Annotated in this window: 28 protein-coding genes, 1 tRNA gene and 1 pseudogene; 15 read left to right on the top strand and 15 right to left on the bottom strand. The window is 58.7% G+C overall.

Annotation, left to right across the window (positions count from 1 at the left end; all coding sequences use genetic code 11):
* The first annotated feature begins 86 nt into the window (after nucleotides 1–86).
* Both hpaR and ACR0LI_RS11130 read left to right on the top strand, forming a co-directional pair.
* Entirely contained in the window at nucleotides 87–521 is a 435-nt protein-coding gene (hpaR, locus tag ACR0LI_RS11135) for a homoprotocatechuate degradation operon regulator HpaR (RefSeq protein ID WP_171206457.1), read from the top strand.
* A gap of 607 nt (nucleotides 522–1,128) precedes the next feature.
* A complete protein-coding gene (locus ACR0LI_RS11130; protein ID WP_171635793.1) occupies nucleotides 1,129–1,827 on the top strand; it encodes a fumarylacetoacetate hydrolase family protein in 699 nt (232 codons plus the stop codon).
* Nucleotides 1,828–1,830: 3 nt separating this feature from the next.
* Here ACR0LI_RS11130 and ACR0LI_RS11125 read toward each other — a convergent pair whose 3' ends face one another.
* Both ACR0LI_RS11125 and ACR0LI_RS11120 read right to left on the bottom strand, forming a co-directional pair.
* Nucleotides 1,831–3,051: a winged helix-turn-helix domain-containing protein gene (locus tag ACR0LI_RS11125; RefSeq protein WP_480491729.1), complete on the bottom strand. Its 1,221-nt coding sequence runs from the start codon at nucleotides 3,049–3,051 to the stop codon at nucleotides 1,831–1,833.
* Entirely contained in the window at nucleotides 3,048–4,073 is a 1,026-nt protein-coding gene (locus ACR0LI_RS11120) for a LacI family DNA-binding transcriptional regulator (RefSeq protein ID WP_171635491.1), read from the bottom strand. The genes ACR0LI_RS11125 and ACR0LI_RS11120 overlap by 4 nt, the downstream gene beginning before the upstream one ends.
* Before the next feature lie 115 nt (nucleotides 4,074–4,188).
* Between ACR0LI_RS11120 and ACR0LI_RS11115 the strand changes: the two genes are divergently transcribed.
* The 4 genes and pseudogenes from ACR0LI_RS11115 to ACR0LI_RS11100 all read left to right on the top strand — a co-directional run.
* Nucleotides 4,189–4,265, top strand: a tRNA-Arg gene (locus ACR0LI_RS11115).
* 306 nt (nucleotides 4,266–4,571) lie between these two features.
* Nucleotides 4,572–5,129 (top strand): hypothetical protein, encoded by a 558-nt coding sequence (locus ACR0LI_RS11110; RefSeq protein WP_480718519.1) that lies wholly within the window; start codon nucleotides 4,572–4,574, stop codon nucleotides 5,127–5,129.
* Between the two features lie 211 nt (nucleotides 5,130–5,340).
* On the top strand, nucleotides 5,341–5,643 hold the full coding sequence (locus ACR0LI_RS11105; protein WP_480491747.1) for a hypothetical protein: 303 nt from the start codon (nucleotides 5,341–5,343) through the stop codon (nucleotides 5,641–5,643).
* Nucleotides 5,588–6,116, top strand: a pseudogene (locus tag ACR0LI_RS11100) (integrase core domain-containing protein); the annotation flags it as partial. The gene ACR0LI_RS11105 and the pseudogene ACR0LI_RS11100, both read left to right, overlap by 56 nt.
* A gap of 44 nt (nucleotides 6,117–6,160) precedes the next feature.
* Here the strand turns inward: ACR0LI_RS11100 and ACR0LI_RS11095 are convergent.
* The 4 genes from ACR0LI_RS11095 to ACR0LI_RS11080 all read right to left on the bottom strand — a co-directional run bounded on the left by ACR0LI_RS11095 (nucleotide 6,161) and on the right by ACR0LI_RS11080 (nucleotide 9,069).
* Nucleotides 6,161–6,535: a YidH family protein gene (locus ACR0LI_RS11095; protein WP_171635494.1), complete on the bottom strand. Its 375-nt coding sequence runs from the start codon at nucleotides 6,533–6,535 to the stop codon at nucleotides 6,161–6,163.
* A 124-nt stretch (nucleotides 6,536–6,659) separates the two neighbouring features.
* Nucleotides 6,660–7,160: a Dps family protein gene (locus ACR0LI_RS11090; RefSeq protein WP_171635495.1), complete on the bottom strand. Its 501-nt coding sequence runs from the start codon at nucleotides 7,158–7,160 to the stop codon at nucleotides 6,660–6,662.
* A gap of 70 nt (nucleotides 7,161–7,230) precedes the next feature.
* Nucleotides 7,231–8,856, bottom strand: coding sequence for an acetolactate synthase large subunit (locus ACR0LI_RS11085; RefSeq protein ID WP_480718518.1), 1,626 nt, complete (start codon nucleotides 8,854–8,856; stop codon nucleotides 7,231–7,233).
* A 51-nt stretch (nucleotides 8,857–8,907) separates the two neighbouring features.
* A complete protein-coding gene (locus ACR0LI_RS11080; protein ID WP_093961673.1) occupies nucleotides 8,908–9,069 on the bottom strand; it encodes a DUF1328 domain-containing protein in 162 nt (53 codons plus the stop codon).
* A gap of 123 nt (nucleotides 9,070–9,192) precedes the next feature.
* Between ACR0LI_RS11080 and ACR0LI_RS11075 the strand changes: the two genes are divergently transcribed.
* A complete protein-coding gene (locus tag ACR0LI_RS11075; RefSeq protein WP_171635497.1) occupies nucleotides 9,193–9,477 on the top strand; it encodes a hypothetical protein in 285 nt (94 codons plus the stop codon).
* Nucleotides 9,478–9,643: 166 nt separating this feature from the next.
* Here the strand turns inward: ACR0LI_RS11075 and ACR0LI_RS11070 are convergent, their stop codons facing one another.
* Nucleotides 9,644–10,498: a formate/nitrite transporter family protein gene (locus ACR0LI_RS11070; RefSeq protein WP_171724068.1), complete on the bottom strand. Its 855-nt coding sequence runs from the start codon at nucleotides 10,496–10,498 to the stop codon at nucleotides 9,644–9,646.
* A 187-nt stretch (nucleotides 10,499–10,685) separates the two neighbouring features.
* On the opposite strand from ACR0LI_RS11070, the gene ACR0LI_RS11065 reads away from it, so the two are divergent.
* Nucleotides 10,686–10,877 (top strand): PLDc N-terminal domain-containing protein, encoded by a 192-nt coding sequence (locus tag ACR0LI_RS11065; RefSeq protein WP_171172676.1) that lies wholly within the window; start codon nucleotides 10,686–10,688, stop codon nucleotides 10,875–10,877.
* Nucleotides 10,878–10,969: 92 nt separating this feature from the next.
* Here the strand turns inward: ACR0LI_RS11065 and ACR0LI_RS11060 are convergent, their stop codons facing one another.
* Entirely contained in the window at nucleotides 10,970–11,368 is a 399-nt protein-coding gene (locus ACR0LI_RS11060; protein WP_171724069.1) for a hypothetical protein, read from the bottom strand.
* 63 nt (nucleotides 11,369–11,431) lie between these two features.
* On the opposite strand from ACR0LI_RS11060, the gene ACR0LI_RS11055 reads away from it, so the two are divergent.
* On the top strand, nucleotides 11,432–12,181 hold the full coding sequence (locus ACR0LI_RS11055) for a Crp/Fnr family transcriptional regulator (RefSeq protein ID WP_171635504.1): 750 nt from the start codon (nucleotides 11,432–11,434) through the stop codon (nucleotides 12,179–12,181).
* An 87-nt stretch (nucleotides 12,182–12,268) separates the two neighbouring features.
* Here ACR0LI_RS11055 and ACR0LI_RS11050 read toward each other — a convergent pair whose 3' ends face one another.
* The 3 genes from ACR0LI_RS11050 to ACR0LI_RS11040 form a co-directional block, all read right to left on the bottom strand.
* The gene (locus tag ACR0LI_RS11050) at nucleotides 12,269–12,838 is read right to left on the bottom strand and encodes a PRC-barrel domain-containing protein (protein WP_171635506.1); all 570 of its coding nucleotides are present in this window, start codon (nucleotides 12,836–12,838) and stop codon (nucleotides 12,269–12,271) included.
* A gap of 155 nt (nucleotides 12,839–12,993) precedes the next feature.
* Nucleotides 12,994–13,614 carry a PRC-barrel domain-containing protein gene (locus ACR0LI_RS11045; protein WP_480718517.1) on the bottom strand — a complete coding sequence of 207 codons (621 nt, stop codon included), beginning with the start codon at nucleotides 13,612–13,614 and terminating at the stop codon, nucleotides 12,994–12,996.
* 94 nt (nucleotides 13,615–13,708) lie between these two features.
* Nucleotides 13,709–13,906: a CsbD family protein gene (locus ACR0LI_RS11040; RefSeq protein ID WP_171116905.1), complete on the bottom strand. Its 198-nt coding sequence runs from the start codon at nucleotides 13,904–13,906 to the stop codon at nucleotides 13,709–13,711.
* Nucleotides 13,907–14,117: 211 nt separating this feature from the next.
* Here ACR0LI_RS11040 and ACR0LI_RS11035 point away from each other — a divergent pair, with 211 nt between their 5' ends.
* From ACR0LI_RS11035 to ACR0LI_RS11020, 4 genes are read left to right on the top strand one after another with little or no spacing between them, the layout of a single operon-like run.
* Nucleotides 14,118–14,627: a hypothetical protein gene (locus ACR0LI_RS11035; protein WP_480718516.1), complete on the top strand. Its 510-nt coding sequence runs from the start codon at nucleotides 14,118–14,120 to the stop codon at nucleotides 14,625–14,627.
* Nucleotides 14,620–15,018: a phage holin family protein gene (locus tag ACR0LI_RS11030; RefSeq protein ID WP_480491759.1), complete on the top strand. Its 399-nt coding sequence runs from the start codon at nucleotides 14,620–14,622 to the stop codon at nucleotides 15,016–15,018. Before ACR0LI_RS11035 ends, ACR0LI_RS11030 begins: the two co-directional genes overlap by 8 nt.
* Nucleotides 15,011–15,772 carry a hypothetical protein gene (locus ACR0LI_RS11025; RefSeq protein WP_480718515.1) on the top strand — a complete coding sequence of 254 codons (762 nt, stop codon included), beginning with the start codon at nucleotides 15,011–15,013 and terminating at the stop codon, nucleotides 15,770–15,772. The genes ACR0LI_RS11030 and ACR0LI_RS11025 overlap by 8 nt, the downstream gene beginning before the upstream one ends.
* Nucleotides 15,773–15,781: 9 nt before the next feature.
* Nucleotides 15,782–16,783, top strand: a complete 1,002-nt coding sequence (locus ACR0LI_RS11020) for an AI-2E family transporter (RefSeq protein WP_480718514.1) — start codon at nucleotides 15,782–15,784, stop codon at nucleotides 16,781–16,783.
* Here the strand turns inward: ACR0LI_RS11020 and ACR0LI_RS11015 are convergent.
* The 4 genes from ACR0LI_RS11015 to ACR0LI_RS11000 are packed head-to-tail and all read right to left on the bottom strand — an operon-like array spanning nucleotide 16,780 to nucleotide 20,783.
* Nucleotides 16,780–18,276 (bottom strand): phospholipase D family protein, encoded by a 1,497-nt coding sequence (locus ACR0LI_RS11015; RefSeq protein ID WP_480718513.1) that lies wholly within the window; start codon nucleotides 18,274–18,276, stop codon nucleotides 16,780–16,782. The genes ACR0LI_RS11020 and ACR0LI_RS11015 overlap by 4 nt on opposite strands.
* A complete protein-coding gene (locus ACR0LI_RS11010; protein WP_480718512.1) occupies nucleotides 18,254–20,014 on the bottom strand; it encodes a sensor histidine kinase in 1,761 nt (586 codons plus the stop codon). The genes ACR0LI_RS11015 and ACR0LI_RS11010 overlap by 23 nt, the downstream gene beginning before the upstream one ends.
* Nucleotides 20,015–20,020: 6 nt before the next feature.
* A complete protein-coding gene (locus ACR0LI_RS11005) occupies nucleotides 20,021–20,566 on the bottom strand; it encodes an RNA polymerase sigma factor (RefSeq protein ID WP_171635524.1) in 546 nt (181 codons plus the stop codon).
* Nucleotides 20,559–20,783, bottom strand: coding sequence for a NepR family anti-sigma factor (locus tag ACR0LI_RS11000; RefSeq protein WP_245218085.1), 225 nt, complete (start codon nucleotides 20,781–20,783; stop codon nucleotides 20,559–20,561). The genes ACR0LI_RS11005 and ACR0LI_RS11000 overlap by 8 nt, the downstream gene beginning before the upstream one ends.
* A 57-nt stretch (nucleotides 20,784–20,840) precedes the next feature.
* Here ACR0LI_RS11000 and ACR0LI_RS10995 point away from each other — a divergent pair, with 57 nt between their 5' ends.
* On the top strand, nucleotides 20,841–21,656 hold the full coding sequence (locus tag ACR0LI_RS10995; RefSeq protein WP_480718511.1) for a response regulator: 816 nt from the start codon (nucleotides 20,841–20,843) through the stop codon (nucleotides 21,654–21,656).
* Between the two features lie 55 nt (nucleotides 21,657–21,711).
* The gene (locus tag ACR0LI_RS10990; protein ID WP_480718510.1) at nucleotides 21,712–22,647 is read left to right on the top strand and encodes a mechanosensitive ion channel family protein; all 936 of its coding nucleotides are present in this window, start codon (nucleotides 21,712–21,714) and stop codon (nucleotides 22,645–22,647) included.
* Nucleotides 22,648–22,827 lie beyond the last annotated feature (180 nt).

Here is a 22,827-nt window from a genome sequence, read left to right as displayed (position 1 = left end):
TGGCGGCGACCCTGCGGTTCTTGTGCTTAAAACCGAAAGCCGAGGGTTCCCTTGCGTAAATCACGGATTTCGGCGATAATTTTGGCATGACCGACGACCTCCCACTGACGTCGCGATCTTTGCCCATTGCGCTTTTGCGGGCGCGGGAAAAGGTTATGGGACCCATCCGAGCAATGCTGGCCGACGCCGGTGTCACCGAACAGCAGTGGCGCGTGTTGCGCGTATTGAACGAAGAAGGCCCGCAGGAACCGACGCATATTGCCGAACGCGCCTGTCTGTTGTTGCCAAGCCTGACACGGATATTGCAGAAACTGGAGCATCGCGGCCTGATCTCCCGACGATGCCATCCGGCGGACCGGCGTCGCCAGATTGTCGAGATCGGTGAGCGTGGCGTTCAGATCATTCATGCCAATCAGCCCGCCAGCATGGCACAGGCGAAACGCATTCGTTCCCTTCTGGGGCCGGAAAAACACGAATTGTTGCTGGATCTTCTGAACGAGTTGAACGACCTGGATACCTGATGCCGGTCGCAGAACATGGGTGTCATCTGCAAGGACCCCGCCGGAGATTTTAGGGGCGATCTCCGACGGGGTGGCCAGACTTGGATTTGGGTTAGGCCTGGCCTGAGGCCGGTTGCGTCACGCCTTGCCTGACGGTCCGGCCTGCGCATCGGAGTATTGAAGAGCCGGAAATGTGGCTCTGACTAGGGTCTTTCGGCCCTTGGGGGAAGGGCCATGCACCTATGCTCTCCGAAACAGACTTAGGCAATTGCCGATCGTTACGTGGGTCCGCAAGTGGTTTCCTCGCGTCACTTTGGTCGCTTATGGTGCCAAGGGCGCGGTGTTGCTGTCTTCGCATCTCATAAGTTGGATGCGTCAAACCAGTCTTCCTCAGTACCTAGCCCGACTTTCGTCTGAGCCAAGTGTTAACCCGATTTGTTTGTACCTTGATGCGTCCATAAAGACGGATATGCACTTGTTTTGATACGGCGGTTTTCTTTCAGGTCAGAATTGAGCAGGTTCGCGCTGAAACAACTCTTGGATAGCGGCGAAATCCAGCGCGCTTTCCCGGCTTGCTGACTGTTCTGGCAGGCGTAAGATGACGGCAAAGCAATATTCAGGAACCAACATGTCGAACAGTGTGTTTTCCCTTCCCGATCCAATCACCATCCCCATTGTTGGCGAGACCGCAGGGTATCCTGTTGGGCGCATTTTCTGCGTCGGTCGAAACTACGCGGCCCATGCTGCCGAGATGGGGAATGAAGTGGATCGCGAAGCACCTTTCTATTTCACCAAATCTGCGCCAAACGCGATTCTGACTGGTTCGACCGTCCCGTATCCAGCCGGGACCGAGAATTACCATCATGAGATGGAATTGGCATTGGCGATTGGAAAGCCTGTGTTTCGGACCACCCGTGCGCAGGCATGGGATGCTGTCTACGCCTATGGCTGTGCGCTTGATATGACCCGCCGCGACCTGCAAATCCGCGAGCGAAACAAGCAGCGACCCTGGGATCTGGGCAAAGACGTCGAAAACGGAGCGGTATTCGCACCGCTGACGCCCGCCGCTGCCTGGTCACCGGACGAAAACAAACACATCCGCCTCAGTGTAAACGGCGAACTGCGCCAGAACGCGACACTGGAAGAGCTGATTTGGAAGATAGACGAAATCGTTGTGCACTTGTCCGGTTTTTACCATCTGCGCCCCGGCGATCTGATCCTGACCGGCACGCCCGCTGGCGTGGGCCCGGTTGTAGCAGGAGATGTTCTGACTGGTGAAATCGATGGGCTGGAGCCGATTCAGCTCACGCTGTCTGACGTCGAATAGACCCTATTTAGGGTCTTTCAGCCAGTCAATTGCGAACTCTACATGCGTGACGCCTGCCAGCCTACGCACCCTGTCCAGCTCAGCGTTCAGGCGGCGGGTGCGGGCGTCAGACCAGCGCACTCCGCGTTCGGGCCAGAGCGCTTTGACATGCATCAGGTCGCGATCGCGATGCGCCTTCATGTCGATCCGGCCGATCAATCGATCGCCTTCAAGCAAGGGGAAGACGTAATACCCATATGTGCGCCTGTCTTCGGGCACGAAAATTTCGATGCGATAGTGAAAGCCAAACAGCCGCTCGGCCCGGTTTCTGTCCCGAAGCATGGGGTCAAACGGGCTGAGCACTCGGATCCGACCGGGCGGTTGCGGCAAGTCGGTTGCCCGATCCATCAATTCAGAGCGGGCAAAAGTTTTGCGCAGGCGTCCATCGGCGCAAGTGACCTCGATCTCTTCGATATTGCCTTGAGCCAACGCCGTGGCACACCAGTCTTTGGCTTCGGCGGTGGTAACCGTGCCCCAGAACGCGGCCAGCTCGCCGGACGTGGCAAAGCCCAACCGGTCCAGCGCTGCGTTGCACAGCCAATCCACGGTCGCCGTCGCATCACAGGCCATGTTCCCGGGGCACAGGCGGGTTTCGATCACACGTTCAGTCAGATCATACCGTTTCTGAAACCCGTCGCGGCCCACAACGGTCAGGGCCCCGGAACGCCACAGAAACTCCAATGCGGTTTTTGACGGGTGCCAGTCCCACCAACCGCCCGAGCCTTTCTTTTCATCCTTGCCAACGTCTGACGAACACACGGGCCCGTGGTCGCGGATGTGTTGCAAGACAGTCTCGAACTGTTGCTCGAACCCATCCCGCCGCCAGTTCTTCCAGCGTGCCTTCAACAGATCCGCATCACGCTGAAAGCGCAGATGCCAGTGCGGATAGAACGACATGGGGATTACGGCCGCATCATGTGTCCAGTGTTCGAACAGCGCTTTTTCCCTTTCATAGAGCCTTTTCAGGTTGGCGCTGCGATACGCAGGCCGTCGGGAAAACAGGATCATGTCATGAGCGCGGGCAACGGTGTTGATGCTGTCGAGCTGCACGAACCCCAACCGCTGGACAAGGTCAAGAAGCCCGGCGCCCTTGGCCGCGCCCGCAGGCTGTTCGGCCAAAGCATGGCGATCCAGGAAAACGGCGCGGGCCGTCCGGTTGTCGAGCCGCTTCAGGGGCGCATTCATCGTCGTTTCAGAGTGTCGCCATAGCTGATCTTGGGGGTCAGCGTGACCCGTGTCTCGATTTCGGCCTCCGGGTCCTTCAGGCGTTCAGCGATGATCTGCGCGGCCTGACGTCCTATGTCCAGACGACAGGCATCCATCGTCGCCAATTTGCGCGGAAGACCCTGCAAAAGTTCCACGTTGTTGAACCCCGCCAGACCGATCTGCCCCGGGATATCCACGCCTTGCTCCAGCAGGTACAACAGACCACCAGCTCCGATCATGTCGTTGGAATAATACAGGAAATCCAGATCGGGTGACCGATCAAGCATGGCCTGTGTCATCTCGCGCCCTTTGGCCAGGGCAGAGCCACCGGAATAGAACTCGCGATCTTCGATCTCGATCCCGTGTTTGCCCAGCACTTCCGTAAACCCTTCAAAGCGTTTTCGGGCGCGGTGATCCAGCGGCATCTTGGTGCCCATGAAGCCGATATGCTGATACCCGGCCTTCAGAATCGCCTGCGCCATTTCGCGCCCGGCGCGGCGATGCGAGATGCCGACCATCGCGTCGACAGGTTTGCCGTCGGTATCCATGATCTCGACCACCGGAATGCCAGCCGAATCCAGCATGGCGCGCGCCGCGTCGGTGTGTTCCAGCCCTGCAATGATCACGCCCGAGGGTCTCCACGAGAGCATCTCGTACAGCACTTTTTCCTCTTTTTCGGGCAGATAATCCGTCACGCCAACCACGGGTTGCAGTTCGGTATCTTCGAGCACCTGATTGATGCCGGTCATCACCTCGGGAAATACCATGTTCGAAAGTGAGGGGATGATCACCGCGACCAGGTTGACCCGGCTGGATGCCAGGGCGCCCGCGATCTTGTTGGGGACATATCCCAGCTCTTTGGCGGCGGCCAGAACGCGGGTGCGGGTGGCGTCGGAAACATCCCCCCGGTTACGCAGAACCCGGCTCACCGTCATCTCTGAGACACCGGAAGCCTCGGACACATCACGAAGGGTAAGCGGGCGTTTGGTTTCACTGTTCACGGGAGGCACCTGCGTTGTTGTTTTGTCCGATGCTAGCGTGAACAGGTCGGTGTGTACAACAATTGTGCAAAGGCGATGACAACCCGGAAAATCCCGGTTACAGAAGGCAGGGCGCGGCCCCGTGGCTCAACTGGATAGAGCAGCCCCCTCCTAAGGGGCAGGTTGCAGGTTCGAATCCTGCCGGGGTCGCCAGTTTTCCCAGATTGACGTTCGACATCCAAAGTCCGTTTTTACGACAAAAAACGGTTTTTTTGAATTGCCCTCGAATCTACCTTCCTTTTAGCGCAGTTCTTTCAACAACTTGTGTGTCGTGGATCGGTTCGTTCATTCCGGCCGGGTTCGATGGCGCAACCAACCAGGATGCGTTGACACGCTGCACGTTAGTTGTTCCCTAATCGTTTCACAGGTTCCGGAACCTTTCACACCCATCAGCCCCGCCCGCCCCGGCGGTGTGGACAACGGGCGGCAAGCCCCGTCGCGCCTCGAAAGGATTCTGCGATGCCCCGTGCCACCACCACGAATCCATTTCATGCGCTGCGTTTCGAAGACGACCTGCCGACGCTGCACGAGTTCGAACGGCGCCTGAAAACATTCCTGCGCGGCCTCCGCAGGCAACGCCAGGCGGCGCAGACCGGTGACGATGAAGGCGCCCGCGACAAGATGGACCAGTTCTTCGACTATCTGAATGAGGCCGAGCGGCGGAAGATCCGGCGTCGCGCGCACTGCTACGTGCAACGGCTGGGCGCCCTGTCTGGTCTGTCTCACCTCAGCGAGGAGAACCGCGCGAAGCTGACGCCCATTCGTGGCGGACTGCCGGTCACCCGCATCACCACCGAACAAGAGGCGGACGAGATCGCGACCGCCTTGCATGCTGAGATGCCCTGGATGGCGCCCGCCACCGAAGCCGTCTGGCACGGGTTGCGGGCCTCGACACGCGAGGGCCTGCCGGGTGTCCGCTTCGCCCCGCTGATCCTGAACGGCCCGCCTGGTATCGGCAAGAGCTTCTGGGCCCCGGCGACTGGCCCACCATCTGGAGGTCCCTGCGACCAATATTGATGCAACGGGCAAGCCGGCGTCCTTCGCGCTCACCGGATCCCAGCGCGGCTGGGGCAGCGCCCATGCGGGCAAACTGGTCAACACGGTCCTGAACAACCGGCATGGCGGGCCGCTGGTCATCATCGACGAGATCGAAAAGGCCGACGAGGTCCACTCCAACAAAGGCACGCGGCACACGCTGACTGACGCCCTGCTGCCGCTGCGGGAGCGGATGACGGCGGCGACCTGGGAATGCCCGTTCTTCCAGGTCAAGATGGACATGTCCTGGGTCAACTGGGTGATGACGGCGAACAGCCGGCAGGGCCTGCCAGAACCGTTTCAGAGCCGCTGCGTTGTGCTGGACCTGCCGGACCTGACCACGGGGCAGTTAAGGGACTTCGCCATAAACGAAGCCGCGCGGCGGGGACTCTGGCTGAACCCTCTCGGGACATTGCTGCGCAATGCCCTGCCGGGCAGCAGACGGGTCGTGCGTTCGGCTTCGGTCAGAGCGGCCCAACCACGTCTGGTCCTATGATTACGTCCAAGATCGAACCGCCGATGGGCGGGCCTACCGTACCCTGAACATCATCGACGAATACACCAGTGAGGCGCTGATGATCCGCGTTGATCGCAAGCTCAACTCGACCGACGTGCTGGATGCGCTGACGGACCTTTTCATTCTGCGGGGACCGCCGGAATACATCAGGTCCGACAACGGCCCCGAGTTCATTGCGCAGAAGGTGCAGGACTGGATCGCGGCCGTCGGCGCCAAAACGGCCTACATCGAGCCGGGGTCACCTTGGGAAAACGGCTTCTGCGAAAGCTTCATCGCACGGTTCCGCGATGAACTGCTCAACGGCGAGCTATTCTATAGCCTAAAGGAAGCCAGATTCCTGATCGAGCAATGGCGTGTCCACTACAATACCGTCAGGACACAGTGCACTGGGCTACCGTCCGCCCGCGTCAGAATGCATCGTGCCGGTGGACCAGAGGCCGACGATGAACTAACAATCAGACCGGACCACCCGACGGGGGCACGCCAGGTGCCTTACTTAGACAAGCCACAACACAAGGCAACATGCGATTGATCCGAGGGACAGGCTTCCAACAACCAATTGCAAGTGGAAGCGAGATGCCGGTTGGGCGCTGTGCGCTTCCAATCGGGAATACACGCGGCGGGCGTTCATCCACGCTCCCCAATAGATCAGCAGCGAGATCAACCCAAAAAGAGTGGCTGCGGCTTTCGCCAACCACTCGGGCTCGACGGCGGAAAATACGGCCTTGAGGCCAAGGGCGATGGCCACGCATGCCATCCCGGTTCTCATCCAACCCGCAAACGTGCGCTCATTGGCCAAAATGGTGCGGTCTTCGGCCCAGTCGGTCCGCTCTTCGGCCAAGTTTTGGCTTTTCGTGTTTTTATCAGACATTGCCACCCTTTGGACTGGTCACCAGATCAGAATGTGCAGGCTAGCCTATTTTTCGGCAAGCCTGCACAAGACCTTAAGCGCGCGCAGTTGGATCTCGAAATGCCAAACGCGCCCGGACACCGCGTCAGCTTGATTTGGAGATCGCCCGCAGCATCCAAGCTGCCTGCTCGTGAAATGCCGAACGTTCGGTCGCCAGATCTTCAGTCACGACGTCTTTGCGGCTGCCTGCAAGCTCGGTCAAGGCGTGCAGGCGGTGCGCCACCCGCTCGTGATCAGCAGCCAGATCTTCGATCATGTCGGCGGCGGTCAGGTCCCCTTCGCGGTCCTTGATGACCGAGAAATCCAGGATGTCGGACATGCGCGAGGGTGCCAGATGACCCAGCGCGCGGATGCGTTCCGCGATCTCATCAGCAGCGGCGAACATGTTTTCGTACTGTTCTTCGGTCAGCTTGTGGATCGAATAGAACAGCGGGCCTTCCACGTTCCAGTGATACGCATGTGTCTTGAAGGTCAGCCGGTAGGTGTCGGCCAGAACATCAGCCAGACCCTTGGCCAAGGGCGCGGTGTCGCGCACGCCAGTGGAAACGGGGTTTTCGTTCGGGACAACGTTCAATGCGTCGGTCATGACAACTCCTTTTTTCTACTGGGGAAGAAACGCCCAAAGCCTGGCGTTGTTCCACTTTCGACGAAAAAAATCAGGTGACAGTGGGCATTCCGCCATCAGCCGAATAGTCGACCGACACCCGCAGCAAAGTCGGAACGGCGACGTCGGCAGCCGCCTGCAGCGCAGGAGCAAGTTTGCTGTGGCTTTCGATGTCGTGATAGACCCAGCCAAAGGATCGGGCCAGTGACTCCCAATCGGGGTTGCCGAAGGAAAACTCGCGCGCACCTGGTTGTTTTTCGTCGATCAGACCATAGCCGTTGTCTTCCCAGACCAGAACAGTCACGGGCACGCACAACCGGGCCGCCGTCTCCATCTCCTGAACGTTCATCAGGAAGTCCCCATCACCGCAAACGGCGATTACCCGACCCTCGTCCAACAGACGGGCCGCCTCAATCGCTCCGGGCAGCGCAAGACCCATACCGGCCAGGCCGTTCGGAATGATGATTTGCCCTGCCCGGCGCGCTTGAACCTTGCTGGCGACCCAAAGTTTGTGCAAGCCCACACCAGACAACAGAACGTCGCCTTCGCGAAGCGTTTCGGAAATCGCCTGACAAATGTTCGACGGCGCGACACAGGCGGCATCGGAAGGTGTTGGCCCACCTTCCAGCGAGGCGTCAATCCTCCGCTGGAGACTTTTGAACCAGCTTTGCGCGGGGCGTTCGGCGGTGGCCTTCGCCAGAACGTCAATGCAGTGCGGAAGATCCCCAGTCAGAGCGGCCTTTACCGGCCAGTCCACATCAACCGCCGAGGCCACGTCCGAGATCTCGAGAACCGGCTTCTTACCGCCCATCGAGATGTTCGAGGTTGGATATTCAACCGGGTCAAACCCGATGGCAATGATCAGATCGCACAGGTCGAAGGCTTCAGACACCAATTCTTTGCCCGGTTGACCGACCGAATGCAGCGAGAGCGGGTGCCCCGGCGGCAAAACTCCTTTGGCCATGAATGTCGTGACGACCGGGGCGGAAAGGCTTTCTGAAAGTGCCCGCACGTCGCTTGCCGTGCCGGATCGGATCACCCCGTGTCCTGCAAGAATCAAGGGCTTTTTCGCCTCGGCCAGCAGGCGCGCTGAACGGATGACCGCATCGGCCGCCGGCCGCACCTCGGCTGTCGGCGGCGCCACGAAAGGTTCGGCCAGAATCGGGACCTCGGCCAGATCCTCGGGCAGGGAAAGATGGACGGCACCGGGCTTGTCGAGCTTGCTCAACCGCACGGCCTCGGCAACGACTTGGGGAATTTCATCCGCGACCATCAGCGTTCGGCTCAACTTGGTGACTGGCGCGAAGAGTGCTTCGAGATCGATGATCTGATGGCTTTCGCGGCCCAGCCTGGACCGCGCACCCTGTCCCGTGAGGGCGATAAGCGGCACATGGTCAAGCGTGGCGTCAGCCACACCGGTGACAAGGTTGGTCGCCCCAGGTCCAAGTGTCGAGAGGCATACCGCCGGGTTCCCCGTCAAACGCCCGTGAACCGATGCCATGAACGCCGCCGATTGCTCGTGCCGGCACAGGACGAAGTCGATGCTCGACTTGTCGATTGCGGCGATCAGATCGGTTGTTTCCTCACCCGGAACACCGAATGCACAGGCCACGCCGTTGGCTTCCAGGCAGGCAACCAGCAATTCGGCGGCGGTTTGGGTATGGACGGCATCTTTCATAGGGCTTTGAACCTCGGGGTACTGTTTCAGGGAATGGGGATGCGCGGGGGCTCACCCACGGATCAGCCGCAAGATCAGCGAACCGATGAACAGGACCAGAAAGATCACGAAAAGGATCTGCGCAATACCGGCCGAGGCCGACGCGATGCCGCCAAACCCGAAGATGCCAGCAACGATAGCAAGTGCGAAAAAGATCAGCGCCCAGGACAACATGGGATTTCCTTTCATTTCTGTGGCTACTGACGGGTTAACGCTTGGAACCCCAGATTGGTTCCGGGTCATTTTGGTGGAACCTTTGACGAGCGCCCGCGTTGGGTCGATGAAAGGAGATCTGACATGACACAGAAAACGGCGAAAAAGGCCCCTCAGGACACTCCGCATGTGGAGATGGCGGCGCGGATCGAAGAAGTGGCCAAGGAGGCCAAATCAGCGTTGGAAGATGGCGTAACCGCAACGCGTGACACGTTGAAGACGGCGCGCGATGAGGCGCAAAAGCAGCTGACACTGACATCCGAGAAAAGTGCCGCATTCGTGCGCGAGAACCCGGGTCTGGCTATGGTCGGAGCGTTGGGCGTGGGTGTCCTGCTGGGCCTCGCGTTGCGCAAGGCGGACCGCGGTTAGAACACGCGATACTTCGCGACCGATATGGGCATCGAGTACGTATTGCCGGCCATGCTCGGCTTGGGTTTGGCCGGTCTACTGATCTGGTTCTTCATCAGGAATCGCTGACAGCGCTATTCGTCACTGCCACGCCAACCAACCCGCCATCCCAAAGGCCCAAAGCGCCTCAGCCGCGCTTTGGGTCTTCTTCTATTTCGGGTTTGATCTGGGCGTAGGCCAGCATCGTGAAGACAGCGGTTCCTCCGATGATGTTGCCGGCCAGAACGGGCAGGAAAAAGCTGAAAACGGCTGCGCCTGGTGGCAACTGCCCCTGAAGCATCAGAACCGCCATTTCCACCGATCCGGCAACGACGTGGGTAAAGTCACCGGCCGCAATCATCCAAGTGAAGATTACGATGACCAGCACCTCGTTGTTCTGTGCCGAAGGCAGCATCCAAACGATCGCCGCAATCAGGATCCCCGCCGGAATTCCGCGCAGAAAGCCAACCCAGGCGCCCATGCCGGTGGCGTGGTGGCTCAGGTCGTTGATGACCGCGACGAGTTGGGGCGACAACACCGGCGTATGGATCAGGAAGGCAGATATCGCAAACGCCCCCAGCACATTGGAACCCAGAACGATTGCCCACAGCCTGGCGGTTTTGGTGAAGCACGCGACGGACGGATTTATCATGGCTGGAACGACGGTCGTTATCGTGTTCTCTGTGAACAACTGCATCCGCCCCAAAATGACCAGGACAAAGCCGAGGGAATAGCCCAGGTTCTCGACCAGGAAGCGCCCGCTGGTTTCGGGCAGATGTGCCCGCAAGATCGCTTCACCCAGCACCGAAAAGCTGATCAGCACTCCAGCGGCAATCCCGGACCAGAACAACGCTTTGGTCGGGCGGTCCAGTTCCTCCTCGCCGTTTTGGCGGATGGTCTCGAATATCAGGCGCGGAGACAGGCCGGACGCTTCTTCGACCGCTTCGCGCTCGCTCTCTTTCTCGACAAGATCTTTTCGCGGCGCGTTGTGTGTATTGGACATTTTGACCCCTTGTATCGACCTTCAAACCCAACGTTCTGCCGGTCGTTTTGGTTCCATTAGGCGCAAAAATCCTCAAGCCTCGTGCGAGAGCTGGGATCACACCCAGATCTTTGTCGGGAACTTTTGGCCACCTATCGCGTTGTGTCCTTGTAGGAACAACGACAAGTAACTCGAAAGGAACTTCGGTATGGTGGAAGTGTATGGCATTGGCGGTCTGATCGTCCTGGTTTTGTCGATCTGGGCCATTATCTCGATCATCGGCTCGTCTGCGACGACCGGTGCAAAAATCCTGTGGGTCCTTTTCGTTCTGTTGCTTCCGGTCGTCGGCTTCATCTGCTGGCTGATCTTTGGCCCGAAGGCAGCGCGCAGCGCGATCTGATCAGCGCGGAGATTGTCGGTACAAAAAAGCGCGGCATCGGCCGCGCTTTTTTTGGTTCAAGGATCTGGGGGCACAATGCACCCTTCGCCGTCTCACCCAGGATCAGAACCGATCTTCAAGCCGTTCCCACTAAAATCAATGGCTGCGATCTTGCGGGCAAGATCTGCGGCCGTAAAAGGCCGTATCAGTGCCGCACATTCAAATTGCGCTTGCACCTCGGGGGACGGGTCCAACAGCAACAGCGCACTGCCGCGCTCGGCCAACAGCCGCGCGACGGCGTCAAATGACGTCTCACTTCTGCGATAGCTCAGAACGCTCAAGGCTGGGGCGAATTTGGGCTCCTGCCAGAAATGCCTGCCCGCGTGCAGCTCGCGGATATGGACAATGCGATCGGTTGGAACTCCGGGGATGGCGTCACTGATGTCCGCTGCTTCGATAAAGTTTTCCGTAACAATCAAAACATCTGCTACGCTGCGGGAAGAGGCTTCCATAAATACCATCCTGAAATCTGTTCGATGCCACCCTAGGGCAATCCCACAGCGCCGCAATAAACTATGACACAGCAAAGAAAAAATTCTCTAATCGCATGTGCGGACTGTCCGCTGAGGCAGATGGACGTCTTCCTGCCGTTCTCGGAAGACGACCTGCGATTCATGCAGAGGTTCAAAACCGGCGAGATGCAGGCCGAACCCGGAACGCAACTGTTCATCGAGGGTGCGAAATCCGCGCATCTGTTCACGGTTCTGAGCGGGATGGGCGTTCGTTATAAAACGCTGGAAAATGGTCGCAGGCAGGTCATCGGCTTTGTGCTTCCAGGCGATCTCGTCGGGCTGCAGGCTGGGGTCATGGGCGAGATGCGGCACTCCGTCGAAGCGACAACCGCGATGCGGCTGTGCGTGTTCAATCGCTCGCGGCTGTTCGAATTATATCAGAACCAGCCTGATCGCGCCTTTGACCTGACATTCCTGGCCGCCGTCGAAGAGCATTTTCTGGGCGACGCCCTGACAACCGTTGGCCAGCGCGGCGCGATCGAGAAGATCGCGTGGAGCCTGCACCGGTTTTACACACGGTCGCAGGCCGTCGGATTGGCAAAAGGCTTGCGGTGTCCGCTGCCCTACCGGCAGCAGGATCTTGCGGATGCGTTGGGCTTGTCTCTGGTTCACACGAACAAGACCCTGCGCCGACTGAAGGATCTCGGCTTGGCCGAGTGGTCCAACAATGTGCTGCAGATTAACGACCTTGAGGGTCTGGCCGAGCTTGGCTTGGTCGAAATCACCGAAGCCGTTCCGCGCCCGCTGATCTAAACGTGGTGGATGGACAGGAATTGAAAAACCGCCGACCGAAAAATCGGCCGGCGGCTTGATCACGAGTTTTGCGACTGAAGAGCCGGTTTACGACCCTTCGTAGGCCGGCATATCCTTCAGCATCTCCTTGTCGGCATGAACGAAGGCATAGGTGGTGTCACCATCGATTTCACGCATCAGCGACACGCGCGAGAAATCGATCAGAACATCCTTTTCCCCCAAGCCGAGGAACCCGCCGACGCCAATCACGGCCCCATCAACCGATCCGTCCATGTCGACGACAACCTCTTCGATCTCACCGATCCACTCTTGCGAGACGTCATAGACGCGCATGCCGGTCAGATCTTTGGCCGGGATGGTGCCTTGGGCAACGGGGACATAGCCCGTGATGTCGATGGTGGTTGGATCAACTGCATCGGCCATCTGTCCGGCTTTTTCGCTGATGTACTCACCAGTTGCTTCGGCTGCCTGGTCGACGTCTTCCGCCGTGTTCCGGGCGGCGTTCTTGATGTCCTGCGCGGTATTGGACAGCGCATCACCGGCTGCCTCGGCTGCCTCTTCCAGGTTCTTGCCGACTTCTTCGACATTCGAGCTTTCTGCATAGGCCGATGCCGACATCACCAGAACGATCGAAGTTGTGGTCAGAAAACGTTTCATAGCTCACTCCTTTGGTCTGTTCTGACCGCATTTCCCGCGGTCTTGTTGAACAAACGAATGACGCCGCGACTTGTTCCCAGAAAAGTGCAAAAATATCTGTTTTAAAAAGAAAAAAACCGCGCAACTGCGCGGTTTGACAAGCCGTGGTCAGACCTTCAGACCGGGTGCAGCGGATCGGAAGATGTGGACAGAACCATGTAGTGTTCGTCGTCGGGAATATTGCGTAACTCAGCGAACGGAAAACTCAGGATATCTGGTCGCCCGTCGATCAAGAGAAACCGCAGAACCTTGGTGTCAGGGTCGAACTCAATATCCTTTAATTTGCCCAACTCACCAGTAGCGTCAAACACGGGGTTGCCCCGCAACTTCGTAAACCATCGGAAGTTGCTACCAGGTGGCGTGGGTTGCGGGCGTTGGCGGAGAGCGTCATTCAGGACCGCCCCCATCACAACCGGCGCAATCGCGTTGCCGAACGGCCCTACGACCAGGGGCGGCAGGCCTTTGATGTCCACTGCAAGGGGATCTTCGTCTTCTCTGCGCTGGCGAAGGTGATGCAATTGCTGATGGGAAAACGCGCACTCTATCACGCTTGCACCAAGTTCGAGCGTATCGGCGGTGAAAGCCACCGGGTCATTCCCTCCGGCCACGCTCAAATTGACCAAGACGTACTCCAACTCGGTCTGCCCAGCGCTAATAGCGATATCGGAAACGCGACCAATCGCGTGGTCGGTCCCAGCTGGGACAACGGGCTTATTGATAAGGTCAGACAGTTTCATAGCGGTGGTGATTACCTTTGGGGTCTATCTTGGGAGTGCGTGGGGCGCCACCGATTTGACGCCACCCCACACAATATGGGCATCCACCTTTGGGCTACATGTCCTTGATCAGGCGATCCACGATTTCCCGAACGTCTTCTTTCGAATCTCCGTATTTCTTTTGGATGATGCCTTCCAGTTGCTCGCGATCGCCGCGGGCTTGCTCGATCTCATCATCGGTCAAATCGCCGAAACGCTCGATCAGCTTGCCTTTGAATTCGGTCCAGCGTCCAAGAATTTGGTCCCAGTTCATCGTAAATTCCTTTCGATTGCTTCGTCGCTGCCAGTGAAACGCACCAAACTCGAACTGGTTCCGGGCACCGGCGATATTTCTGCGTTGGCCCGAAAAATGGGGGTTCGGGCAGATACCGAACTGTGTCTTCAGTGGTGTTCGAACTGGTCTTGGGAACAATCTCGCCTTCCATGCGTTGGGGGACCGAGACCTCAACACAGGAGATCGAACCATGCCACGTCGAACCGAGACCACGGAGAAAGCGAAAGCCCATGCCCAGGATCTGGCCGGCAAGGTCAAGGACACCGTGACCGCCGAGGCCTCGGCCCGGGCCGAATCACTGAAGGACAGCGCAGCGCAGGAGGTTGAGAGCGCCGCTCATGCAGCCGACGCCGCTGCCGATGCATTTCCCGACCAATCGGTGCAGCATCAGGTCTTGTCGAGGATTGCGGACAACATGGAAGCTGTGGCTGGGCAAGTCCGCTCTGCCGACTTGGCCAGTATGAGCCGAAAGGTGTCTGATTTCGCCCGCGAAAACCCGCTGTTGTTCGTCGGATCGGCTGCCTTGGCCGGGTTTGCTGCAGCCCGTTTCCTGAGCGCGCGCAATACGGGCGCGGCCCAGTCCGCATCTTTTGGGGCAGATCCTTGGGATATTGATCCGTCGCTGCTGCATGGGACCTCGGTCGATACGTCGGGCCACACCAGCGCGCTGGCGCGGATGAATGGTGGCCGCGATGCATAACCCCAACGATCTGCGATCTGCACCGGGGCTTGTGGCAAACGCGCTCAAACATCTGTCGGGTTTGCTTCAGGCTGAGGTAAAGCTTGCCAAGGAGGAGTTGTCCCGAAACCTGACGCGAGCGGGCTTAGGGCTGGCCTGCATTGGCATTGCTCTGATCCTGTTGATGATCGCGCTGAACCTCATGGCCACAGCCCTGGTCGCGTATGTCGCCGCCAATGGACTGTCGGTGGGTATGGCCTCGTTGCTCGTTGGCGCGGGTTTCGTTCTGGTTGCTGCGTGCCTGGCGTTTTTTGGCCGGTCCCGCCTGTCCGCCACCGCGCTGGTCCCCGAGCAAACCATGAAAAACCTGCAGCGCGACATCGAAGCGATGAAGGAATCGACCCATGTCTGACCTGACACCTCTTGAAACGCAGATCGCATACGAACGCAGCGCTCTTGCACGCTCGCTGAATGCTCTGTCGGATACGCTGGCACCGCCACGCCTGGCAGACGAGGCGAAATCGACGCTCGAAGCCTATGGCGGGCAGATCGGTGCGCAACTCTGGTCCGCGGCTCAAAAAAATCCGGCCGCCTTTGCTCTGCTCGGTGCAGGAGCAGCCCTTTTGGTTGCGGGTCCCGGGTTTGGGGCAAAAAGAACTCAATCCCCGCCCCAGGCCGTACCTCCGCAGCAGGCCTTCGACGGGTTTGACCGGCGTGTCGCCGACGCTGACAGCCGCATGAAACAGGAGATGTCAGGAATGACTGAAAACAGCCAATCTGCCAGCGTGTTGTCCGCCGCCTTGGAACGTGGTCTGGACAAGCTCTCACCCCAAGCCCGTGCCCGTGTGATCGAAGCGCGCAAGGCCGCAATCGGTGCGCAGCAAGCGGTCGAGAAGCGTGCGCGGAAGGCGGCGAAGGCCTCGCAGACCTTCGTCCATGATCAGCCGCTGGCGGCCGGCGCATTGGCGCTGGGCGTAGGTATTCTGGCTGGCGCTCTGCTGCCCAACACTCGCAAGGAGGACGAGCTGCTGGGCCATCGGCGCGATCAGCTGATGCGTCACGCCCAAAAGGTTTTGAACGAAGAACTGGACAAGCTGCATGCCGCGGCCAATGTACGGCTGGATGACGCGGCAGATCGGGCCTCTGGCGCTTTGCGCAGTCAGTGAAGCGCGCCCATGCCAACTGCTTTCAGCTCTCCATCGGCCTTGCGTGCAATGCTGGCGATCCTGACCGGGATCGCCAGCATCACCGCTTTGTACCTGGCCCGGTCCATCGTCGCTCCGATCACATTCGCTTTGGTTTTGGGGGTCGTGGTCGCCCCGCTTGCCGACAAGCTTGAGAAGGTCGGTTGCCCGCGTGTGATATCCGCCTCGGCACTGCTGTTCGTGACCAGCACCGTCATTGTCGCGGCGTTCCTTCTGCTTGAACCGTTGCTGTCCACGCTGGTCGAACAGTTGCCTGCCATCAAACGTGAGTTGCGCTCTTGGGTCGCCGCGATGTCCGAGTTCATTCGGGGCATCGAAACGCTTGGACGCGAGATCGAGGAAACCGTCGGCGCCGATGGGGCAGCGGAAACGGAGTCCGCCCTTCCGTCAGTGATGGATGCCTTGTGGCTGGCGCCCAATTTCGGATCAAAGATCCTGATTTTCATCGGCACGCTGTTCTTTTTCGTTTTGACCCGGCCCGAGCTCTATGCCGCAGCCGGTCCCCTGAAAGAGCGGCTGTATCTGGCTGACCGCGCGGTCTATCGCTATTTCGCTGCCGTGACGTTGGTCAATATCGGCCTTGGGACTGTTACGGCTGTGGCCTTGGGGCTGATCGGCATCAATGACGCCGTAATCTGGGGGGTGGCCGCCAGCCTTCTGAATTTTGTGCTGTATCTCGGCCCGCTGATGATCCTGACCGGCCTTCTGATCGCCGGTTTAACCCAGTTCGGTGGAGCCGCGGCCCTGTTGCCTCCCCTGGTTTTCCTGGCGATCAATCTTTCTGAAGCACAATTCGTAACACCCGCCTTCGTTGGCCAACGTCTGCAGGTGAATCCGCTGGTCGTGTTCATCGCCATCATCTTTGGGCTTTGGCTTTGGGGGCCGGTCGGCGCCATCGTCGCGCTGCCGATCTTGCTGTGGTTCGGCGTGTTGATGAACCCCAAGGTCATGAGCCCGATCACAACCAGCTAGACGATGTTTTCAGTTACCCCGGGCAGCGGTTTCCGCATGTCGCGCGCAACGTCGGCGTCATGCGGGACGAGGAAGCCGCTGCGCGCTTCGGGGCGCCGCACACCGTTGGCCTGAACCTCTCGCCCCCACCACGCGAACATGGCATCGGGCTCGATCTGTTTGCTCAGATCATCCGAGAACCACCAATGGTCCACCAAGGCTTGCCGCAGAACCGCCACCCGCTGCCGGTCGGTGACCCGAAGGGCGACTTCTGTGTCCCACCGCAAAGACCGTCCGTTCAGGTTGGCGGACCCGACCAAGGCATGATTGTCATCCACCACCAGAACTTTGTTGTGAACGTGAATTATCGGAGACCCGCTCAGAACCTCGGCGCGGTCATCGGCCCCGCTTGCGGAAATCGGCTGGACCGGGGTCGAAAGCGATACACGGTCTTGGAACCCCTGCTGGATGATCTCCAGGCATTTGGCTTGAAGGTCCAACCCGAATTGCGCGTCCAGTCCGTCATGCCCGCCAAAGGCCACTTCCTCGGGTAAAGCTGGCAGAACAAGCACCAGTTTCAGGTCCTGCTTGTTAAGGCCCGCCTCAGCCAGAGCCTCGGCCAATCGAGTCGATCTGAAATACTGGGTCTCGATGTGCAGAAGTTGCCGCGCGGCTTGAAAGGCGGCTATGTGCTCATCCTCGACCTCATGCGCGATGGTCTTTGGCGACAGCCGCCAGAACGCAAACCGGCGCGGGCTGGACAGGGTGCGGCGCAGGTGGGTTGCCTGAGGGTCCGGTTGTCCGGTTGCGATTTCATGTTCGAACCGGTCGATATGGCGCGCGGCCTCGGCGGCCTCGGGTCCGCGGACAAGCAACTGAACGTCTGACCAGGTGTTTTTGGCCAGACGATCGTGATCCGGTGTGTCAAAGCGCCTTTCGTTCAAGTCCAATCCGCCGAGGTAGCAGATCTCATTGTCGATCACGGCGACTTTCTGATGGTGCGACACGGTGTGAAGCCGGGGTAACGTGTCCGACCCCAGCCGTACTGCCTGCCGTTCGCGTCGTTCGCGGGACAGCTTCTGAATCCGTTGCGCCTTTTTCCGAAGAACCGCCGGCAACAGCGCGGCCCACGGCAATGCGCCAGCCTGCGCCGGGTGCATGGACACGCGAACGGTCAAGCGCGAGGCGATTTCTGGACCCAGGATTTCCGCCAGCGCAACCGCCTGCCGTTTCGTGCGCCAGCTCAGCTCGTGCAACTCGGTCGCGAAGATCGGATCGAAATCGCTGATGACCAAATGAAACGTTACACCCTTGCGAATGACATGCTCGATCAGGTCAAACCAGGTTTCCCCAATCTGGCGCGCCTCGTCGCTGCGCAGCCGTGTCATGAAATCGAATATCCGAAAACTTGCCTTGATCTGGTGCCGGGCCTCAAGAACCGCTTTTTCCAAGGCGGGCCAGGCTTGCTCGGCCGTGATCAGGACCTCAAAGTCATTCTGCTGCGGCACGGGCATCACCGCTTCTCTCATCCGCAATGGACTGTGGTTCGCTATCCGCTTCTACTTCGGAGATTTCGAACGTCACCTCATACACATAATGCGATGACGTCTCGGTTATGTCTTCGGAACCGTCCAATTGGCGGAGGAAGGCCTGCATCAGCCGCTGACCGATCCCGCCGCTATGGAACATATCCGCACCGTCGTCTGTCTGCCCGCGCGTGTTGAAGATTTTCAGGTGCAGGGTGTTCTCCTCGGGTCGGGTCAATTCCACCGAAATTGTCGGCGGTCCGTTCTGCGGAACGCCTACGTATTTGACCGCGTTCGTCAGTGCCTCGGCCACCAGCATCGACAGCGTGACTGCCTGATCCTGCCCCAGTTCGACAGGCGCGATCCGGCAGTCAACCTCGACCACCTGACCCAGAATTGGCGGTCGATGCGCCAGTTCGGCGACCAAATGTCCGATCAGTGCCTCGGTGTTGATCGTCGTCATCTGCGAGTTCTGGTTCAAGCTCTGGTGCACCATGGCCAGGCCGCGAACCCGACGCTGCAACTGTTCCAGCAAGCGCCGGGCCTCGGTGGTTTCGGCCTTGCGCAAATGCATGTTCATGATCGAAGCGATCAGTTGAAGATTGTTTTTGACGCGATGGTGTACCTCGCGCAACAAGAGCGTTTTTTCGACAAGGTCGCGTTCGTGCTGCGCCTCAGCCTCGCGGATCAACAAGACCATGCGGTTGAATGCAGTCTGTATTTGCTGAAACTCCTGCGGGGCGCCTGCGAGGCTTTCAATCGGGTCGCGCTCGCCCAACGCGAAACGACGCACGGCCGAACGCAAGCTGTCGAGATGCCGGATCACCAATCGATGCAGGCCCCACAAGGCAACTCCCAGACCGGTCACCCACATCAGGATCGGAAAAGCAATGGTCAGGGCAGTGCTGCCTGCACCGACAGAGGCCAGCGCCGCCTCGCGTGGCCAACTGCCAATCACGGCGACTTCGCCCGGAATGATGCTGGCAACTGCAAAAACCCGATCCTCTCCGTCGGCCGTTTTAGCCGAAAATGTTTTGCCGGAACTGGACAGAACCAACAGGTTTTCTTTCGCGGGCGGTAGGAATGGTTTGACCTCATCCAAGCCCACATTTGATGACAGCACTTCTCCGGTCGCGTCGAACAGGGCGATGACCACGTCACTACCAATGTTGCCAACATCCATGGGCGTGCGCGCCAGCGCATGAGGTATCGAGATGGAGACGAACCCCATAAGCTCGGTCCTGTTCATGACCGGCTGGGTTACGATGATCACTGATTGCCCTGTCGCCGCCCCGGCACGACTGACAGAAAAAGTAAGCTGCGGATTTTCCGAGATCTGCTCGAAACCGGGCGCGTCCGACAAATCGATGTCCTTCTCGACGGTCGAGCAGGCCATAATCCCATTTGGCTGGATGAATCCGGCAAATACGAACTCGGGCTGGCGTTCAACGAACCGGCGCATGAGGTCCGAACAAGCAGCATTGTCCAGGCTTCCCTCCGCAAGCGCGGGTGTAAGTCCCGAACTGGCACCAACAGCTTTCTGCAGAAGCTCCCGTTCGCGGGTGGCAGCTTCGATCGTGCGCGCCAAAACCGAGGCCCGAGATCTTTCGTCGGCCTCGGTAATCACAGCGCGTGTCTGCAATACCGCAATCAGCCCCAAAGGCAAAAGCGCCAGGGTGACCAGCGCGGCAAGATAGACGGTCAGGCTGCGCGGTTTCGCACCCATCGATCGTCAGGCCGCCGGTTGCGTCTGAACGATCGCCGCCGTCACCGCATCAGTCAATTCGATGGGTTCGTCATCTTCCAAACCCATCAGTTCGGCCAGTTGCGCGCGGGCCCGGTTCACCCGGCTTTTGATCGTTCCAAGGGCGACGCCACACATCTCGGCAGCTTCCTCATAGGAAAACCCTTGTGCACCGACCAGCACCAACGCTTCGCGCTGTTCATCCGTCAGTTGGTCAAATGCAACCGCAAAATCCTTCAACGCCAGCCGTCCGTCATGGTCGGGCTTTTGCGACAGGCTCTCGGCCATGGCGCCATCCACATCCTCGACTTCGCGCTTGCGCTTGCGGTGCAACGAAAAATAGGTGTTCCGGACAATGGTGAACAACCACGCCCGCATGTTGGTGCCTTCCTGGAACGAGTCGATATTGCTCCATGCCTTGATCAATGCGTCCTGCACGATGTCATCGGCAGTGGCGCCGTTTCGGCACAGGCTGATCGCAAAGGCACGCATCGCACCAATATGTTCGACAAGCTCTTCTCGCGGATCAACCATCCGAGCCTCCCGTGTCACCGCTTTTGGGAACACTGGTCTGATTGCGAAGTTTTTCAAGAAGATCGACGAATCGATCCGGAACCGGTTCGTTGGCTACCTCATCGAAAGCCCGCTTGAGGTTCTCGTCGATCCTTTGCTCTATTTCTTGCCGATGGCTTCGGCTTGGCTGTGGTTTTGTCATGGCATCATCAAAAATTTTTACTTTTGCTGGAACCATAACGCCCCAGTATGCGTTTGGTTCCCGAGTTTAGAGAAAAAAATGAGGAAAACATAGATGACCGAGCTGACCGGAGTTTCCGTCGCAGATAAAATTGGCCCGCTCTTGCCGTTTCTGCGCCGTTATGCCCGTGCCCTCACCGGCTCACAGGACAGTGGCGACGCCTACGCCGCTGCATCGCTTGAAGCGATCCTTGCAGATCCCGCCCAGTTCGATGCCGATCTCGCGCCGCGGGTCGCGCTGTTTCGTGTTTTTCACGGTATCTGGTCAACGTCGGGAATGCCCGTTGACGCCGATGGCGGCAGTTCTGACATTCAATCGCGCGCTCACGCCCAGTTGGCACGCCTGACGCCCAATACGCGCGAGGCCTTGCTGCTGCGCACGGTCGAAGAGTTCTCGGTCAGCGATATCGCCGCAATCATGCAGATAGAACCCGCCGAGGCTCAGAAGCTGATCGATATCGCCTACGAGGAAATGGCCCGCCACACTTCTGGGCGCATTTTGATCATCGAAGATGAAGCAATCATCGCGATGGATCTTGAAACGATGGTGACCGACCTGGGCCACCGGGTCACAGGGGTCGCACGCACCGAGAAGGCCGCCATTGACTTGGCCGAGCGCGAGCCGTTCGACCTGATCCTGTCGGACATTCAACTGGCGGACAAGTCCAGCGGAATCGATGCCGTGAACCGCATCATTGCCCAGCACGGCGATTGCCCCGTCATTTTCATCACCGCCTTCCCCGAGCGCCTACTGACGGGCAAAGGGCCCGAACCGGCCTTTTTGATTTCCAAACCCTACACCGAAGAACAGGTCAAATCGGCCGTCAGCCAGGCCATGTTCTTTGCCTCTAGCGCCGTGATCGAGGTCTGACGCGGCAGGACCGCGCTGCAAGAAAAAACTCAGGCGATGAAACACGAGGAACACCATGGAAAACGAGATTGCACAGACCGCAGAGACCGTGACGAACACCGTTTGGGCCAAACTGTCACAAGTTCTGAATACCGAGCTGTATGACGGGAAATCGCTGAGCGACCTGCTGACGCTCGAGGCCCTTCTTGGCCTCGTCGCGAACGCGATCGCGGCGCTGATTCTATTGGTTCTTGGGATTGTGATTTCAAGATATGTCGGCCGGAAGATCCGGGGCGTCGGTGAATACTCGGAAGGTCTGGACGACACGCTTTTCAACTTTCTTGGCAATCTGGCGCGCTATACGATCCTGGCGTTTACGGGGCTGTTCATTCTGAACACGTTTGGGGTGCAGACGACGTCGATCATCGCGCTGATCGGTGCCGCGGGTTTGGCCATTGGTCTTGCCCTGCAAGGCACATTGTCCAACGTTGCAGCCGGCGTGATGATCATCCTGTTCCGACCGCTCAAGATCGGCGATTTCGTTGACGTGAATGGCGTGCTCGGAACCGTAAAAGATATCACCCTGAACTACACCGAAATTGCGGATATGGGGAACGTCAAGGTTATCGTTCCCAACGCCGAGGTGTGGGGAAACACCATCAAGAACTATTCCGTCTACGAGACCCGTCGTGCCGAGTGGACGTTCGGCGTTGGATACGGCGTCAACTTGGCGGAGGCCGAGCGCGTCATTCGCGAGACGATCATGTCGGACGCCCGTTCGCTGGCTGATCCCGAACCGTTCATCCAGGTGAACAATCTTGGCAGCAGCAGCGTCGATTTTCTTGTCCGCGTGTGGTGCAAGTCTTCGGACTACTTCCAATACCAGGCGGACATGAAGCGCAAAGTCAAAGAGGCGCTGGACGAAGCCGATATCAATATTCCGTTCCCAACCCGCACGCTGCTGATCGAAGACGTCGAGAGACGGCAAGAGAAGGCGATCGCGGCAGAATAACCTTGACTGTTGAACCTGGGGTCTGAAGCCAGAGCTCATCGGACAGATGTAGCGTTTTGAGCAATTGAGATGCGGTCATCGGCTGGGACGCTGCAATGATTGCAGCGACTTAAACAACAAAATGGGATGGCCATGAACTTACTATGTGAGACTGGATGTATCTGGTGAAAAAACTGCTAC

Source organism: Ruegeria sp. CL7, from assembly GCF_056536445.1.
Note: the sequence above shows the minus strand (reverse complement) of the source record. Positions and strands in the feature narration are given on the sequence as shown.